Source organism: Rhodococcus sp. 27YEA6 (genome assembly GCF_044908235.1).
GTDB classification, from domain to species: Bacteria; Actinomycetota; Actinomycetes; order Mycobacteriales; family Mycobacteriaceae; genus Rhodococcus_F; species Rhodococcus_F qingshengii.
In genome coordinates this window covers 1,103,186-1,120,073 of record NZ_JBIYCY010000001.1, presented here as the reverse complement: position 1 = coordinate 1,120,073, position 16,888 = coordinate 1,103,186, and the positions used below count along the sequence as shown (strand labels likewise).

The window sequence follows — 16,888 nt, the reverse complement described above, 5'->3', positions numbered from 1 at the left end:
GCCCATGATGACCAAGTCACGTCGATTCACTGCGCTGATCTTCATCTGCCTCGCCGAACTCCTTGTCGTGCTGGACAACACAGTGGTCAACGTCGCACTGCCGACGATGAGCGTCGACTTGTTCGCCAGCGTCAGCGACCTGCAATGGATCGTCGACGCGTACACGTTGACCTTCGCCGGGTTCCTACTCACTTTCGGCCACCTGGGTGACCGCTTCGGACGCCGCCGAGTGATGATCATCGGCTTGATCGGCGTCGGTGCGATGTCGCTCGTCGGCGCCTTGGCTTCCAACCTCGAACAGGTGATCATGGCGCGAGCCGCCATGGGTGTCTTTGCCGCAGCTGTCTTTCCGGCTACGTTGGCCATGATCACCAACATCTTCACCGACGCCAGAGAACGAGCCATCGCCATCGCGGCCTGGACCGCAATGGCCGGCTTCGCGATTGCCATCGGCCCGACTGCGGGCGGCTGGCTTCTCGAGCACTTCTCCTGGCACTCGGTGTTCTGGATGAACGTCCCGGCAGCATTGTTGGTCATCGTGGGTGTGCTGCTGGTTGTTCCGGAATCGAAGGCGCTCCACGTCGGCCGATTCGATTTCGTCGGAACAATCTTGTCGCTACTGGGCATCGTCATTCTGGTGTGGACCATCATCGACGCACCACATCGCGGATGGGTGTCGACATTCAGCATCACGGGATACCTCTCTGCGACAGTGTTTTTGGCCGCATTCGTCGCATGGGAACTGCGCACCGACGCGCCGATCCTGAACATGAATCTCTTCCGAATCCGGCGGTTTTCTTTCCCCGCCTTGGCTATTGCTGTCAGCTACTTCAGCATGTTCGGATTCTTGTTCCTGATCACGCAGTACTTCCAGGGCGTTCGGGAGTACTCGCCGCTCGAATTCGGCATCCACTCTTTGCCTTTCGCTGCAGCTGTCGCCGTGGGCGCCCCAGTCGCCACCTTGGCGGCACAGAAACTCGGCACGACTGCAGTGATGGTGTTCGGCCTCCTGGTACTCAGCGGCGGGATGTTCCTGGCGGGTCGGACGACCGTCGAGACGCCCTACCTCGGACCCGTCGTGATCTCGATGGTCCTCATGGGTCTGGGCCTCGCAATTGTCCAGGGACCGGCGACCGACTCCATCATGTCCTCGGTGCCCCTCGACGAAGCGGGCGCAGGTTCGGCAGTCAACGACACGACGCGTGAGCTCGGCGGGACCCTGGGTGTCGCCGTCATCGGTTCGATCGTCGCCTCGTACTACACGTCCAAGGTGGCTCCGATCGTCGACGCCATTCCCGACGCCGTGATGTCGGCGCAGGAGAAAGGCTTCGCTCGTGAGTCCGTGCTCAGCGTCATCGAGATCCGCTCCCGCGACATCAGTCCGCTCTTCGAGCAGCAGAAGGACAGTCTGATCTACACGATGAAGACCGCATGCCTGGAAGGTTTCGCCATCGCGTCGTACTTCACGGTCGGAGCAGCATTGATCACCGCTCTGCTGGTCGCGTTGTTGCTCCCTTGGAAGCCGGTCACGGAAGGCTCCATTCTCGGCAGTCTGACAACCAAGACCCCGAAGTAGCTACAAGGTTTCCCGATTTGTCCCAATATCAGCCCGCCGTTCCCCGATACTGGGTTGACCGAGTGGTACCGACGACAACCCTGCTAGGGAGAATCTCGTGTCCATCACCAGTAGAAACAGCTCGCGACTGTCGGCAGCGGCGGTTCCGGTAGTACTGACGGTCGCCCTGCTCGCCGGATGCTCGTCCGATTCAGACACCACCTCGGCGCCCGGGCCGGTCGTCAGCGACGCCAGCCCGGGTCTCGACGCCGGGGTGCCGATCCCGGACGGGCAAATCGACGACGCGGTCGGGAAGCTCGACGGCCTCGCGAACGACCTCATGGCAAGTTCCGGTGTTCCCGGCATGGCGGTGGCCGTGGTGCACGGAGGTAAGACTGTGTACGCGAAGGGATTCGGGGTTCGCGAGTTGGGTAAGAGCGCCACCGTCGATGCCGACACCGTGTTCCAACTGGCATCGGTGTCGAAATCGGTCGGGGCCACGGTGGTCGCCCACGAAGTCGGAATCGGGACCGTCGACTGGGACACTCCGGTGATCTCGAAACTGCCGGAGTTTGCGCTTGCCGATCCGTGGGTGACCGACCACCTCACGATCTCCGATCTCTACACGCATCGGTCGGGGTTACCGGACCACGCCGGCGACGGGCTGGAGGACCTGGGCTACAACCGGGCACAGGTGCTCGAAAAACTTCGCCAACTACCGCTCAATCCCTTCCGAATCACATACGAGTACACGAACTTCGGCGTCACTGCCGGTGCGGAGGCCGTTGCAGCCGCGGCGGGCACCGATTGGGAAACGCTGTCGCAGAACACGATCTACGGTCCGCTCGGTATGACGTCGACGTCTTCGCGGTTCGCCGATTACCAAGCCCGAGAAAATCGAACAGTGGGCCACATCCTCGAGGACGGAAAGTACAAGGTAGGGCCGGTTCGGGACGCCGACGCCCAATCCCCCGCCGGTGGAGTCAGCTCCTCGGTGAACGACATGGCCAAGTGGTTGGACATGGTGCTGTCGGGCGGTCGGTATCAGGGGCAGCAGGTCGTTCAGACGGAGGCGCTCGTGCCCGCAGTCAACCCGGAAATCGTCTCGCGCCATGCGCAGGAAATCGGGGAACGCTCCGGCTTCTACGGCTACGGGTTCAACGTTTCCGACAGCGCGGCAGGCCGTGTGACCGCCAGCCACTCCGGCGCCTTCCTGCTCGGTGCCGGGACCAATTTCGTGACGATTCCCTCCGCTGACGTCGGCATAGTCGTTCTGACCAACGGCACGCCTACCGGCGTCGCAGAGACCTTGACCGCCGAATTCGCCGATCTGGTGCAGTTCGGGAAGATCACCCGCGAGTGGCGCCCGCTGTACGAAGCGTCCTTTGCCTCACAAGCCGACCCTGAGGGCGAACTTGCCGGGAAGACGCCGCCGGCCTCCCCCGCTCCCGCGCCACCGACAGACCAATTGACCGGCGACTACGGCAATCCGTACTGGGGTCCCGCGCTCGTGACGCAGCAGAACGGTGCGCTGACCTTGACCATGGGTCCCGCGGCCGCGACGTACCCTCTGACCCACTGGGACGGAAACACCTTCACGTTCCCGCTCAGCGGCGAGAACGCACCGGCCGGGACGGTCTCGAAGGCCACCTTCGACGGAAACTCGCTAACCTTGGAGTACTTCGATCACGATCATCTCGGTACCTTCATCCGGGCAACACCGGCCGAATAATCAGCCAAGGACACCCCATGAGTAGTTCGACAGCCACGGTGAACGCAATGTTCGCGGCCCTCACCGATTTCGACGTGGACGCCGCAGCCGAATTGATGACAGACGACATCGTCTGGCAGAACGTCTCGCTCCCCACCCTGCGAGGCAAGAAGACCGTCGTGCGAGCGCTTCGTCTGGTCACCAAGCCTTCACTGAAATTCGAGGCGGAGATGCACCACATCGTCGGCGACGAGTCCACGGTGCTCACCGAACGCACCGACATCCTCACTGTCGGACCGTTGCGCATCGAGTTCTGGGTATGCGGAACTTTCGAACTGCGCGACGGCAAGGTCTGCGTCTGGCGGGACTACTTCAGTCTGCGAGACGTCGCGTGGGGCGTGGTAACCGCGGTCGGCCGCGCAGTCGTCGGGACCGGGACACGAAGTAGGCTTGCTCCGGCCTGAAATCACCTGCCGAAAGCGAGCGAACCTGCCATGTCCGAAAACACCACGCCTGACTCCTTCGACGCCGGATTGGCTGTGCGCACCGAAGTCATGGGGGCCGATTTCGTCGACGCCGCCTTCGAGCGCACCCGGGGAACGGACAGCGAAGAACTGCAGAACTTCGTGACGGCCAACGTCTGGGGTTCTGTATGGACGCGTCCCGGACTCGATCGCCGCAGTCGCAGTCTGATCAATCTGGGGATGCTGATCGCGCTGCGCGCCGAGAACGAACTCAAAGGCCACGTACGTGGGGCATTGCGAAACGGATTGACGCGCACCGAGATCGTCGAAACCGTGATCCACGCGAGCGCGTATTGCGGCGCGCCGGCGGGGCTGGCGGCGATGCGTGTCGTGCAGGAAGTTCTCGACAACGAACTGGGACCGCTGCAAAACTGAACAACTTCAAACCCAGGCATCTCCCCGTGCAGACCGAAGTCCGCACGGGGAGATCACTTCTCAGGAAGTGGGGCCGAACTCCTCGAGCATGTCGGTCACCAACTCGGCGATCGGCGAACGCTCACTGCGCGTGAGTGTGATGTGCGCAAAAAGCGGGTGCCCCTTGAGCTTTTCGATGACGGCCGCAACTCCGTCGTGCCTGCCCACTCGCAGGTTGTCACGCTGCGCGACGTCGTGCGTGAGGACCACTCGCGAGCCGGTTCCCAGACGAGAAAGCACTGTCAGCAGAACATTTCGTTCGAGCGACTGCGCTTCGTCGACGATCACGAACGAATCGTGCAGCGACCGACCGCGAATGTGCGTCAGCGGCAACACTTCCAGCATTCCGCGGGCGAGAACCTCTTCGAGAACCTCTGGCGAGGCCAACCCGTCGAGAGTGTCGAAAACGGCCTGAGCCCACGGGCCCATCTTCTCGCTCTCACTACCGGGAAGGTAGCCGAGTTCTTGTCCGCCAACGGCATACAACGGACGGAAGACGACAACCTTGCGCTGAGTGCGGCGCTCGAGAACGGCTTCCAAACCTGCTGTCAGAGCCAAGGCCGACTTACCGGTGCCCGCCTTACCACCGAGAGAGATGATGCCGATGCTCTCGTCCATGAGGAGATCGAGCGCAATGCGCTGCTCGGCGGAGCGGCCGTGCAACCCGAACGCCTCGCGCTCACCGCGCACCAACTGGATGCGCTTGTCGGGAGTCACCCGACCGAGGGCGCTCGACGAACCACCGAGCAGGCGAAGACCCGTGTGACACGGCAGATCTCGCGCTTCGTCGAGGTCCAGGAAACCCTCGTTGAACAGCTCGTCGATGTCCGTTGAGGCGACGTCCAGCTCAGTCATGCCCGTCCATCCGGATGGCACGACGTCGTGAGCGTGGTACTCGTCGGCAGGTAGTCCCACCGCGCCTGCCTTCACACGAAGCGGAATGTCCTTGCTGACGAGGACTACATCCTTGCCCTCCGCAGCAAGATTCAGCGCACACGCCAGAATCCTCGAATCGTTACTGTCCGTGCGGAATCCGACGGGCAGGACCGCAGGGTCGGTGTGATTGAGTTCGACCTGCAGTGTCCCGTTCTCGGTGCCGATCGGCACCGGACGGTCGAGGCGGCTGTATTCGATCCGTAGATCGTCGAGCATGCGGAGCGATTCTCGGGCGAACCATCCCAGTTCGTGGTGGTGCCGTTTGCCTTCGAGTTCACTGATCACGACCAGTGGGAGTACCACGTGGTGTTCGGCGAATCGAGTGACAGCCCATGGATCGGACAGTAGTACCGAGGTATCCAAGACGTACGTGCGAAGTGCATCTCCCGAATGATTCCCGGCTGATAGATCAGCCCGGGCCGAGTGGGCAGAGACGGAGCGTGATGCAGTCACGTTGGGCTCCTAGGTCTGCGCGGCACCCGCGCAAACTCAGCTCGCTGGGCCGGACGGCTCTGGTGTCAGGTGACGCTGTGTCAGCTGAAACAAGGGCCGGGCGCCGGCCCTCTCGTACTGAGTGTTTCAGTCACGATCAGAACCTCCCGCACAAGTAACTTCTGGTTACTCGTTACTGCCGACGGTACTGCGGATCGGACACTCGCGCCACGGAACGAGCCGCACATCTGGTGAACGCCAGGTAACAAAATGCCACTCGTGTGATTCAGCGTCACTCAGGACTCGATCAGACCCCACTTGGCGGCGCGCACCGCTGCCTGAACCCGCGAATTGGTTCCGGTCTTGACGAAGATGTTCTCGAGATGGGTGGCGACGGTGCGACGGCTGACGAACAACTCCTCGGCGATCTCGACATTGCCCGCGCCCCTGGCCACCAATTGCAGTACTTGAATCTCCCGTGGGCTCAGATGGACACGATCGAGCGCCACCTGGTCCCCCACGACGCGCGAGCAGGCTGCGCTGGACGCCGCCACCACCTCCCGTACGCGATCGACGACGCCGGAATCCGCGAAGCTCATGTGCAGCAATCCGGTCACCTCACGGCCGGAGAACCCCAATGCGACCGAGGCACCCTCGGCGTACCCGGACGGCCGCAGAACATCGGTGACCATCTCGACCTGCTCGAATCGTGGCACGTCCTGCCAGAACACGGGCACGCCCGAAGCCTCGCGAATGATGCCGAAGAGATTGCGATCGGCGACGAAGTCCTCGAGCAGGAACTCGAGCACCCTGGCGTCGTATCCGGAACACGCCAGAGCCCGATGTCTTCCGCTCGACGGGTCTCGGTACGTGACCGCCGCAGCCGAGTACGCGAGTCCACGTGCGCGGAGTTCTTCGGCGCACAGGCCGAGAATTCCGTACGCCCCGGCCGCCGGCGATCGCGGCGCGAACATGTCAGGTCCAGCGCCGCGATCAGGCAGTACAGACGTCATCACACCAATCTAGCCAATCGTGTGAGCTAGGCCACGACCAGTGAATCGGCCGGCTTCTTGTCCGCCCACGGACGTGCCGCTTCGAAGTTCGCGGCAGCCCGCAGGACCACTGCGTCCTGGCGGTGACGTGCGGCGATCTGCAGCCCCACCGGTCGACCGTCGGCGGTGAATCCAGCGGGCACGGTGATCGCCGGATTGTTGAGCATGTTGTACGGGTAGGTGAAGAGCCAATCGAGCAACTGCTCACGCAGCGACGCACCCTCGAGCCACGACGGCGCGAACTGACTGAGCGGGAACGTGGCCGAAGCCAAGGTCGGCGAGACCAACACGTCGTAGTCGTTCATGAACGCGGTCCACGTGTCCCACATGACGCCGCGGAATGCGTCGGCCCGCCCGACGTCGACACCGGTGAGCCGCTCGGCCTCGTGCATGATCTCGATCAGGTTGTCGTCGACCTCGCCGCGCTGGTTCTCCCAGTCGAGCAAGTCGTATTCGGAAGCGAAACCGGGAACCCAGATGCCGTTCCACATCGACTCCGACGGATTTCCCCACTGCGGGGTCGCCTCGGTGATCCGGGCACCCAATTCCTCGAATGCCGACAACGCGTCGAGACACACCGCCAGCACCTCCGGATCAACATGGCCGAGACCGAGATTCGTCGACCACGCCACGCGAAGGCCCTTCACGTCGCCCTTCGAGGCTTCGACGTACGAGGTCTCGGCACGCTCGATCGAGAGCGGGTCCGCATTGTCCGGCCCGGCCATGATGTCGAGCATCAGCGCGTTGTCGGCGACAGTCCGGGTGATCGGACCGTGATACGCCCAGTTGTAGAAGCGCCCGGCCAGGATGGTCTGCGGGATGACGCCGGTGGTCGGCTTCAACCCGACGACCCCGCAGAGCGCCGACGGGATACGCACCGATCCCGCGCCGTCACTGCCCTCGGCGAGTGGCCCGAGGCCTGCAGCCACGGCAGCCGACGCACCGCCACTGGACCCGCCCGCGCTGTTGCCGAGCTTCCACGGGTTGTGCGTCGGCCCGTACAGGTGGTTGTCCGTGCCTCCGTAGTAACCACTTTCGGGAGTATTCGTCTTTCCCAGGAACAGTCCGCCGGCGCCTCGCAGCCTGTCCACGACGACGGCATTTCCCGTCGCGATGTTGTCGGCCATCGGCTTCATCCCGAACGTGGTCGGCAGCCCGTCGACTGCCGTCAGATCTTTGATCGTGAACGGAACGCCGTGCAGCGGGCCGAGCTTCTCGCCCGCTTCCTGTTGCCGTGAGAGTTCGGCCGCATCGCGCGTCACCTGCTCGCGATCGAACTGCACTATCGCGTTGATCGACGGATTGACGGCGTCGACGCGCTGGATCATCGCTTCGGCAATCTCGTTGGGCGAGAGACTGTTCGACGCGACCGACGCCGCCATCTCGGTAGCGGAGAGCCAATGCAGATTCTGTTCGGTCATGGGGTTTCCTTCGCCGGAGGGGTGATGCTCTCAGGCTAGGAAGCACCGAACTCGGCCACCATCGGTCATGTGACCGATGCCACAATCCGCGACTGGCAAAAAACCAGCGGCCCGGCCCCTCGAAAGGGACCGGGCCGTCGGTGAAGGAATACCTAGACGTTCTTGCTGAGCAGGCCCCAGTTCTCGAGACCGTCGTACAGCGGAAGGTCGAGGGCGAGCTTGGCGACGCGCGCACGCAGCGCCGGCAGATCCGCGTTGCCGGCCAGAGCGGTACCGATGATGTCGGCGACCTCGGTGAACTCGGCATCGCCGAATCCGCGAGTGGCCAACGCTGCGGTACCGATACGCAGACCGGAGGTGGTCATCGGCGGGCGGGGATCGAACGGAACAGCGTTGCGGTTGACCGTGATGCCGATTTCGTGCAGAAGGTCCTCACCCTGCTGGCCGTCGAGCTGCGAGTTACGCAGGTCCACGAGCACGAGGTGGACGTCAGTGCCGCCGGTCAGGACGCTGATGCCCTGGTCTGCGACGTCCTTGTTGCCCAGACGCTCGGCAAGGATGCGCGCACCGGAAAGGGTGCGTGCCTGACGATCCTTGAACTCTTCACCGGCAGCGATCTTGAAGGTGACTGCCTTGGCCGCGATGGCGTGCATGAGCGGTCCACCCTGCTGACCGGGGAAGACAGCGGAGTTGAGCTTCTTGGCCCACTCTTTCTTCGCCAGGATCAGGCCCGAACGCGGACCACCGAGGGTCTTGTGGACGGTCGAGGAGACGACGTCTGCGTACGGGACGGGCGACGGGTGCAGTCCTGCCGCAACCAGTCCGGCGAAGTGAGCCATGTCCACCCACAGGTACGCCCCGACCTCGTCGGCGATCTCGCGGAACGCCGCGAAGTCCTGCTGACGCGGGTACGCGGACCAGCCGGCAACGATGACCTTCGGCTTCTCGGCGAGGGCGATCGAGCGCACCTCGTCCATGTCGATGCGGTGATCTTCCTTGCTGACGCCGTAGGACGCGACGTCGTACAACTTGCCGGAGAAGTTGAGCTTCATGCCGTGCGTGAGGTGACCGCCGTGTGCAAGGTCGAGGCCGAGCAGCTTCTCACCCGGGTTCATCAGTGCCATCAGAACAGCAGCGTTGGCCTGTGCGCCCGAGTGCGGCTGAACGTTCGCGAACTCTGCACCGAAGAGTTCCTTCGCACGGTTGCGCGCCAGATCCTCGATGACGTCGACGTGCTCGCAACCGCCGTAGTAACGACGTCCCGGGTAGCCCTCGGCGTACTTGTTGGTCAGGACGCTGCCCTGAGCCTGCAGAACCGAGCGGGGAACGAAGTTCTCCGACGCGATCATCTCGAGCGTGTCGCGCTGACGAGCCAATTCACCAGCCATCGCCTCGGCGACTTCGGGGTCGAGTTCGGCGAGTGATGCAGAGTTGACGTCGGAGCCGGGCACAGCGGTCATCGAGGAATCTCCAAGCTGGATGCGGAAACGAATGCGTCCAGTCTACGAAGTTCGCTCCCGCCGTCTCCACCCGGCACTAGGCAGCACGCAGAGAGCTGGGGACCAGCGGCTCGTCGAGCAGCCTGCGGAAGCGTTCGGTGCGCTCCGCGCCCACCGGCACCTCGTCCAGCCATCCCCCGAGCAGCCGGTATCCCTCGACATACGTGCTGGTGTATGCCCGCCACAGCGGCGAAGACAGGAACTTGAGCGATTGGCGAGCGCGTTCCGGCGTCGACAGCGACCACCGTTCGAGGAACAGCGCCACGTCGTCGAGGCTGCGCCCCTCGTCGTGCAACATCAGCGCCGCATCCTGCCGGACACTCAGCAGTTGCCCCGACGCGGCGGAGAGCCGTTGCGCCTTTTCCCCGTCGAAAGACAAGCCGAGGTCGGCGTAGATGTCCTGCGCCCACACACCCCAGTCCGGGCCGACAATCGCTTCCAGCGCCAAATCCGCGAGGCCTTCGGCCATGATGCACTGCGGCGTGTTGACCAGGAACAGTGTCTGCTCGAGCTGGCCCGAACCGACCAGACCGGCTTCCTTACGGCAATGCTCGGTGTGATGGCCGGGGTAGGACTCGTGCGCGATCAGCCGCGGCAGGTTGGCCATGAACTGCGGCAGATCCGAATTGATCGCAACCTTGGAGCGGTAGTCACCGAGGTAGTAGTTGAAGCCGGACCACGGCTTGTCCCCCACCACTTCGTATTCGACGGTTTCCGACGCGGGAAGCCCGAAGGTGCCGCGGACCAGATCGCGCAGCGCACTCGACATTGCCTCGACGCATTCGTTCAGTTTCGCCGCGGGGATCTCGTCGGCCTTGCGATGCGCCTGCACCCGCTGCGCCAGCGGTCCCGGACCGGGCAGAACTTCACCCATCAACCGGTGAGCGTCGCTGTAGGCGTCCTCGTTTCCCTTTTCGATTCGTACGTCGAAGTACGCCTCGACCTCGTCCACGAAGCCGATGTCCTCACCCGCGAACTTGCGCCCGGAGCATTCCAGGGCGCGAAGGTGTACGTCGACGAAGTGGGAGCGTTCGGCATTCAGACCACTTCCGGCCAACTCGCCCCGCAATTCACGTGCCGTGCGGGCAAGTTCACGCGGATCGGGCTTCGGGGCGCTCTCGATCTGCTTACGCAGCGCCGGGTCACCGGTGAACGCGTCGACGAACCCGTCTTCGAGACGGTCGAAACCCAGTCCGAGCAGCAGGTATTGGCGAACAAGTGTGTCTGGATCCATAACCACCGAGCCTAGTCGCTCGCTCCGGAATGCCACCCGGCGAAAGTCCCGGACGTGGCACCGAGCACAATCCGACTATGCACTCGGATCGTGCGCACACGCGCCTGGCTTGCTCGCATAGCTGTTTCGTCCGCCGGGCCCCGGGTTCACTACGTGCCGGTGAGCTGGGCTGATGGCGCGCACCAACGAATCGAGTCCCTACGTCGAGTTCGACCGCAAGCAGTGGCGGACACTGCGTAAGTCGACGCCACTGGTGTTGACCGAGGACGAGTTGTACGGCTTGCGTGGTCTCGGCGAGCAGATCGATCTCGAAGAAGTTGCCGAGGTTTATCTCCCCCTCGCACGTCTGATCCACCTACAGGTAGCGGCGCGCCAACGACTGTTCGCGGCCACCGCGACCTTCCTCGGCGAGAAGCATCCCGACCGTCAGGTGCCCTTCGTCATCGGCGTCGCCGGTTCGGTCGCGGTCGGAAAATCCACGACTGCTCGTGTGCTGCAAGCTCTCCTGGCCCGCTGGGATCACCATCCGCGCGTCGACCTCGTCACCACGGACGGATTCCTCTATCCGACCAGGGAACTCCAGCGTCGGGGCATCATGCACCGCAAGGGTTTTCCCGAAAGCTACGATCGCCGCAAGCTGTTGCGCTTCGTCACCGAAGTCAAGTCCGGGGCGGAAGAGGTAGCGGCGCCGGTCTATTCGCATACGTCGTACGACATCATCCCGGGCCAGTACCACCTGATCCGCCAGCCCGACATCCTCATCATCGAGGGCCTCAACGTCCTGCAGACCGGCCCGCGTCTGATGGTCTCCGATCTGTTCGACTTCTCGATCTACGTCGACGCCCGCATCGAGGACATCGAAGCCTGGTACATCCAGCGGTTCCTCGCGCTACGCAACACGTCGTTCGCCGATCCGAACGCCCACTTTCACCACTACTCCGGCCTCTCCGACCGTGACGCGACCATCGCGGCGAAGGAGATCTGGAACTCGATCAACCACCCGAACCTGGTGGAGAACATTCTCCCCACCCGCCCCCGCGCAACCCTGGTGCTGCGCAAGGACGCCGATCACACGATCAACCGGCTGCGACTGCGCAAGCTCTGAGACGGCTCAGGCGCCGAACCGGCGGTGGCGCGCCGCGTAATCGCGCAAGGCTCGAAGAAAGTCGACTCGACGGAATTCGGGCCAGTACGCCTCGGTGAACCAGATCTCCGAATAGGCGCTCTGCCACAACAGGAATCCGGAGAGCCGCTGCTCGCCGGAGGTGCGGATCACCAGATCCGGATCGGGCTGTCCCGACGTGTACAGATGCCCGTCGATGCCGTCGACCGTGACGGCCTGGATCAGTTCGTCGCCGCTCAGACCCGCACCGATCTTGTCGCGCAGGAGCGATTGGACGGCGTCGGCGATCTCCTGACGCCCGCCGTATCCGATCGCGACGTTGACATGTGTCCCGGTTCGGCCGCTCGTCCCCGCCGCCGCTTCCCGCAAGCGCCTGGACTGCTCGGGAGGCAGAAGATCGAGAGCACCGACGATCTGCACACTCCAGTTCTTGCCGGGCCCGGAGATCTCTTCGACGACGTCGGTGATGATTTCGAGGAGGGTGTCGAGCTCTTCCGGCTCGCGGCGCAGGTTCTCGGTCGAGAGCAGGTAGATGGTTGCCATCTCGATTCCGGCGGCGTCGCACCACTCGAGCAATTCGGCAATTTTGAGCGCGCCCATGCGGTGCCCGTGACTGACATCGGTGAAGCCGTTCTCGCGAGCCCATCGCCGATTTCCGTCACACATCACGGCTACGTGCCGTGGGTGCGCGAGACCGTCGAGATGACTGAGGAGTCGTCGCTCGTAGATGCTGTACAGCAGTCCGCGCAGATTCACCGTGACATCACCATGGTGTCAAAGACTACGCCCGGCAGTGACAGCCACATGCGAGCGCCGTCACGCTTTTTGTACGCGTCGAAAACCCGCAGGTAGGTTATGCTACTGATGCGTAACCTACGGTACCGTAGGTTACGCGGTTCGCAACAGTACGGAGCGAGAGGGGTTGCACATGACGGCATTCGGGCTCGACGAGCTTCCGGTCAAACCACGCATGCGCGGTTGGATCCATCTGTGGGCGCTCGGTGTCTCCGTCGTCGCGGGCATCGTTCTCGTCTCCGTAGCCGGCGCTCAGGTCGGCGCCAAAGCGGCTTGGGCGACCGCGATCTACAGCGTCACGATCTGCGGCCTCTTCGGCATCAGCGCGACGTATCACCGCATCCAGTGGCAGACGGTCAAGGGCCGTACGTGGATGAAGCGTGCGGACCATTCGATGATCTTTCTCTTCATCGCCGGCAGCTACACACCGTTCGCCATGCTCGGCCTCCCGACTCACACCGGCAAGATCATCCTCGCGATCGTGTGGGCAGGCGCGCTCGCCGGCGTCGCACTCAAGATGCTCTGGCCCACCGCCCCGAAATGGGTGGGCGTCCCGCTCTACCTGCTCCTCGGTTGGGCGATCGTTCCCGTGGTCGGTGAACTGACGCACCAGGTCGGTGTGGCGCCGATGGTGCTGCTGCTCGTCGGCGGAATCTTCTACAGCGTCGGCGCAATTCTGTACGCGACGAAATGGCCAAACCCGTGGCCCACGACGTTCGGGCATCACGAGTTCTTCCACGCCGCGACGGTCGTCGCAGCGATCTGCCACTACATCGCGGTATGGCTCGTCGTGTTCAACTGACTCGCCAGTTCCACCACCGTCGTCACCGGCCGATCACACACGAATCCCCGACAGATGTACGCGGCTTCACCACCGTCGACGAGGGGTCGATCTGCAAGCAGCGGTGAAGAATCCGGGGCACCCCCGACAACCACTGCACCACCCGGGGCAAGCCGTCGGGCATAGGCCAACAGCGAACCTTCCCCGACGACGGCCACCTGTATCGGACCACGCAACGACGCTTCCGCCACCGCGAGCCAGTGCCCCGCCGACCGAGGCGCACGCTCGAGCGGCAGCGTGGCCCTCGCCAACGCGTCCGCCGCGGCCTGGGCGTAACGAGACGATCGATCGGCATCGGTCAACGCCGCCGCGGTCAACAGCGCCTCCGCGACGCTCGACGCACCGGACGGCGTCGCGCCGTCCAACGGGTCTCGGGGCCGAGTCACGAGCGACTCCGCGAAATCGGCCGTGTCGAACCAGCTTCCCGGCTCGGCCGGATCAGCGAAGTGGTCGACAGTGACGTCGAGCAACTGCTGCGCCGCATCGAGCCACCGCGCCAATCCCGTTGCCTGGTATAGAGCCAGGAGGCCGGTGGCCAACATTGCGTAATCCTCGAGCACGCCCGTCGGGGCGCCGACAGCCCCGCCGAGGGAAGCGCGACGCAAGTGACCGTCCACCAGGTGAAGGTCGAGAAGAGCGCCTGCGCACTCGGCCGCCGCGGTGATCCAGTCGGGTCGGTCCAGGGCAAGTCCGGCTTCCGTCAAGGCCGTGACGGTCAACCCGTTCCAGGCCGTCACCACCTTGTCGTCGCGGCCGGGCTGTGGACGCTGAGCCCGGGCGGCACGGAGAGCGTCGGAGACCGTCTGCCAGCGCGACCAGTCGTCGGGGTCACGGAGCAACTGCAGTACCGACGCACCCTCTTCGAAGGTTCCGGTATCGGTGACCCGGAACAACTCCGACGCCCACTGCCCGTCCTCCGCGCCGAGAATCTCGACCAGCTGCGTCGGCGTCCATACGTACGTGAGGCCTTCGACGCCGTCGGTGTCGGCATCGAGAGCCGAAGCGAAGCAACCGTTCTCGGTCAGCAGATCGGAGAGCAGGAACCTTGCGGTCTCCTCGGTGACGCGAGTGGCGAGGTCCGATCCGGTGCGCCGCGCCCAGTGCGCGTAGAACCGCAGGAGCAGCGCATTGTCGTAGAGCATCTTCTCGAAGTGCGGAACCACCCACTCGGCATCGACCGAGTACCGCGAGAAACCGCCACCCAACTGGTCGTAGATCCCGCCACGTGCCATTGCTTCGGCGGTGCGCTCGATGCCGCCGAGGATCTCGCCCGAACCCGTTCGCTCGTACTGTCGGAGCAGCCCCTCCAGTAGTGCCGACGGTGGAAACTTCGGTGCCCCACCGAATCCCCCGCGCGGGACGTCCTCGTCGCCGAGGATCGACCGGCCCGCCGCGTTCAGCAGCTCGGCGTCGATGGGTGCTCCGCCGTACGGAATCCCGCCCGACGCGCGCTGAAGTTCCGTGACGATCGACTGCGCCGCGTTGTCGACCTCGTCGCGCCGATTCGTGAAGGTGTCGACTATCGCTTCGAGAAGCTGTGTGAACGAAGGCATTCCGCCGCGAGGCGTCGGCGGGTAGTACGTGCCGCAGTAGAACGGTGAACCGTCGGGAGTCAGGAAACAGGTCATGGGCCAGCCGCCCTGGCCGGTCATCGCAACTGTCGCATTCATGTAGACGGCGTCGATGTCGGGACGTTCTTCTCGGTCCACCTTCACACAGACGAAGTTCGCGTTCATGACGGCCGCGATCTCGTCGTTCTCGAACGACTCGTGCGCCATGACGTGGCACCAGTGGCACGCCGAGTATCCGATCGAGAGGAGAATCGGCACGTTGCGCTCGCGCGCCCACTCCATCGCTTCTTCGCCCCACTGTTGCCAGTGGACCGGATTGTCGGCGTGCTGACGCAGGTAAGGGCTCGAGGACCCACCCAGGTTGTTCCGCATCCGTGGGTCCATCGCCGCTACCTCGTTCGTCTCAGGATTCTTGCTTGGGCTTCTTCTCGGTAGAGACGTTGGGTTCCGCCGGGCTCGGAGCAGTGATAGCTCCCCGGTCGGTGCCTTCGTCTGCCTGCTGATCGAGTTCGGGATGATCCGGTTCGAACGTCTCCGGCAGCTTCTTGAGCTGGCGGTTCATCGACCGAACCAGGAGGATCACACCGATGAGCAGCGCAAGAATCACCAGCAGGCCGACCGGAGACGACTTTCCGAACTCCGGGCCGGATGGGTTACTGGGCGTCTGAGCAAGAAATTGTGTGGTGCCGAGAACTACCTCGGCGGACAGAGCATTCACTTCTGAGCGTCCTCTTCGAGACCTGCGAACAGGTCGGTTTCCGGAATGGACGTGGTGACCCGCGTCTTGGCGAGCTCGAATTCCTCGGTGGGCCAGATCTTCTGCTGAATGTCGAGCGGCACAGCGAAGAACGAACCGTTGGGATCGATCTGCGTCGCGTGTGCGCGCAGAGCATCGTCACGCTGGGGAAAGTAGTCGCCGCACGTGACCTGAGTGGTCACCCGGACCATCATGTCGCCGCGTTCGGTCTTCCACTTCTTGAGCCAGTCCGCCATCGGGAACGGCTCTCCGCGACGCTCGTACTCCTCCTGGAAGAGTTCGAGGCGCTTACGGATGAATCCGTGCGAGTAGTAGACCTTCTTGATTTCCCACGGCTGACCGTCCTCGGGGAAGTACTCGGGATCGGCGGCGGCTTCGTAGGCTGCCATCGTCACCTCGTGGCACCGGATGTGATCCGGGTGCGGGTATCCGCCGTTCTCGTCGTACGTCGTGACGACGTGGGGACGGAACTCGCGAATCACCTTGACCAGAGCGCGCGTCGACTCTTCGAGCGGAACGAGGGCGAAGCACCCTTCGGGCAGCGGCGGAAGAGGGTCGCCCTCGGGAAGCCCGGAATCGACGAAACCGAGCCAGCGCTGCTTCACGCCCAGGATGCGAGCGGCCTCGGCCATCTCCTCCTGGCGAACTTCGCTGATTCGATCGCGGACACCGGGAACGTCCATGGCCGGGTTGAGAATGTCGCCACGCTCACCCCCGGTGAGCGTCAGGACCATCACTTCGTGGCCTTCGGCTGCATAACGGGCGGTGGTGGCCGCACCCTTGCTCGACTCGTCGTCGGGATGGGCATGGACGGCCATGAGCCGGAATCCGCTCACGTGTTCGTTCACCTCAACTTCACCTGTAGCCGTTGCCGGCAGTTCACCTGTAGCCGTCACCGGCAGTCTTCGAATCACACGCTGTGCACCGCTCGGATTACTCCGGGCCGTTGCCGTCAAACGTACCGACTGCCGACAAACCTACCGACGGCGCGACGGGATACGTCCTCTATAGTTCCACCCGAGA

The 16,888-nt window shown here is 63.7% G+C and carries 15 protein-coding genes; 6 read left to right on the top strand and 9 right to left on the bottom strand.

Annotated elements, in window-relative coordinates; all coding sequences use genetic code 11:
• The first annotated feature begins 4 nt into the window (after positions 1–4).
• The 4 genes from ABH939_RS05480 (at position 5) to ABH939_RS05465 (ending at position 4,165) form a co-directional block, all read left to right on the top strand.
• Positions 5–1,576: an MFS transporter gene (locus ABH939_RS05480; RefSeq protein ID WP_070162415.1), complete on the top strand. Its 1,572-nt coding sequence runs from the start codon at positions 5–7 to the stop codon at positions 1,574–1,576.
• Positions 1,577–1,673: 97 nt separating this feature from the next.
• Positions 1,674–3,287, top strand: coding sequence for a serine hydrolase (locus ABH939_RS05475; RefSeq protein WP_165639616.1), 1,614 nt, complete (start codon positions 1,674–1,676; stop codon positions 3,285–3,287).
• Between the two features lie 17 nt (positions 3,288–3,304).
• Positions 3,305–3,730, top strand: a complete 426-nt coding sequence (locus ABH939_RS05470) for a limonene-1,2-epoxide hydrolase family protein (protein WP_007726363.1) — start codon at positions 3,305–3,307, stop codon at positions 3,728–3,730.
• Between the two features lie 30 nt (positions 3,731–3,760).
• Entirely contained in the window at positions 3,761–4,165 is a 405-nt protein-coding gene (locus ABH939_RS05465; protein WP_003945227.1) for a carboxymuconolactone decarboxylase family protein, read from the top strand.
• A 60-nt stretch (positions 4,166–4,225) separates the two neighbouring features.
• Here ABH939_RS05465 and ABH939_RS05460 read toward each other — a convergent pair whose 3' ends face one another.
• From ABH939_RS05460 to ABH939_RS05440, 5 genes are all read right to left on the bottom strand, one after another.
• A complete protein-coding gene (locus ABH939_RS05460) occupies positions 4,226–5,593 on the bottom strand; it encodes a PhoH family protein (RefSeq protein WP_003945274.1) in 1,368 nt (455 codons plus the stop codon).
• A 275-nt stretch (positions 5,594–5,868) separates the two neighbouring features.
• Entirely contained in the window at positions 5,869–6,585 is a 717-nt protein-coding gene (locus ABH939_RS05455; RefSeq protein ID WP_063316812.1) for a LuxR family transcriptional regulator, read from the bottom strand.
• Positions 6,586–6,611: 26 nt separating this feature from the next.
• Entirely contained in the window at positions 6,612–8,045 is a 1,434-nt protein-coding gene (locus tag ABH939_RS05450) for an amidase (protein ID WP_064075744.1), read from the bottom strand.
• A 152-nt stretch (positions 8,046–8,197) separates the two neighbouring features.
• Complete coding sequence (gene glyA, locus ABH939_RS05445; protein ID WP_404649428.1) at positions 8,198–9,505, bottom strand: serine hydroxymethyltransferase; 1,308 nt, start codon at positions 9,503–9,505, stop codon at positions 8,198–8,200.
• A gap of 76 nt (positions 9,506–9,581) precedes the next feature.
• Positions 9,582–10,778 carry a hypothetical protein gene (locus ABH939_RS05440; protein ID WP_054832058.1) on the bottom strand — a complete coding sequence of 399 codons (1,197 nt, stop codon included), beginning with the start codon at positions 10,776–10,778 and terminating at the stop codon, positions 9,582–9,584.
• A gap of 172 nt (positions 10,779–10,950) precedes the next feature.
• Between ABH939_RS05440 and coaA the strand changes: the two genes are divergently transcribed.
• Complete coding sequence (coaA, locus tag ABH939_RS05435; protein WP_003945270.1) at positions 10,951–11,883, top strand: type I pantothenate kinase; 933 nt, start codon at positions 10,951–10,953, stop codon at positions 11,881–11,883.
• Between the two features lie 6 nt (positions 11,884–11,889).
• Here the strand turns inward: coaA and ABH939_RS05430 are convergent, their stop codons facing one another.
• On the bottom strand, positions 11,890–12,657 hold the full coding sequence (locus ABH939_RS05430) for an isoprenyl transferase (protein ID WP_003945211.1): 768 nt from the start codon (positions 12,655–12,657) through the stop codon (positions 11,890–11,892).
• Between the two features lie 172 nt (positions 12,658–12,829).
• On the opposite strand from ABH939_RS05430, the gene ABH939_RS05425 reads away from it, so the two are divergent.
• A complete protein-coding gene (locus tag ABH939_RS05425) occupies positions 12,830–13,498 on the top strand; it encodes a hemolysin III family protein (protein ID WP_003945269.1) in 669 nt (222 codons plus the stop codon).
• Here ABH939_RS05425 and ABH939_RS05420 read toward each other — a convergent pair.
• Genes ABH939_RS05420 through mca form a run of 3 tightly spaced genes read right to left on the bottom strand, consistent with a single transcriptional unit; the run spans position 13,465 to position 16,701 of the window.
• Entirely contained in the window at positions 13,465–15,492 is a 2,028-nt protein-coding gene (locus ABH939_RS05420) for a thioredoxin domain-containing protein (protein WP_039972674.1), read from the bottom strand. The genes ABH939_RS05425 and ABH939_RS05420 overlap by 34 nt on opposite strands.
• A gap of 19 nt (positions 15,493–15,511) precedes the next feature.
• Positions 15,512–15,826 (bottom strand): hypothetical protein, encoded by a 315-nt coding sequence (locus ABH939_RS05415; protein WP_007726381.1) that lies wholly within the window; start codon positions 15,824–15,826, stop codon positions 15,512–15,514.
• The gene (mca, locus tag ABH939_RS05410) at positions 15,823–16,701 is read right to left on the bottom strand and encodes a mycothiol conjugate amidase Mca (RefSeq protein WP_007726383.1); all 879 of its coding nucleotides are present in this window, start codon (positions 16,699–16,701) and stop codon (positions 15,823–15,825) included. The genes ABH939_RS05415 and mca overlap by 4 nt, the downstream gene beginning before the upstream one ends.
• Positions 16,702–16,888 lie beyond the last annotated feature (187 nt).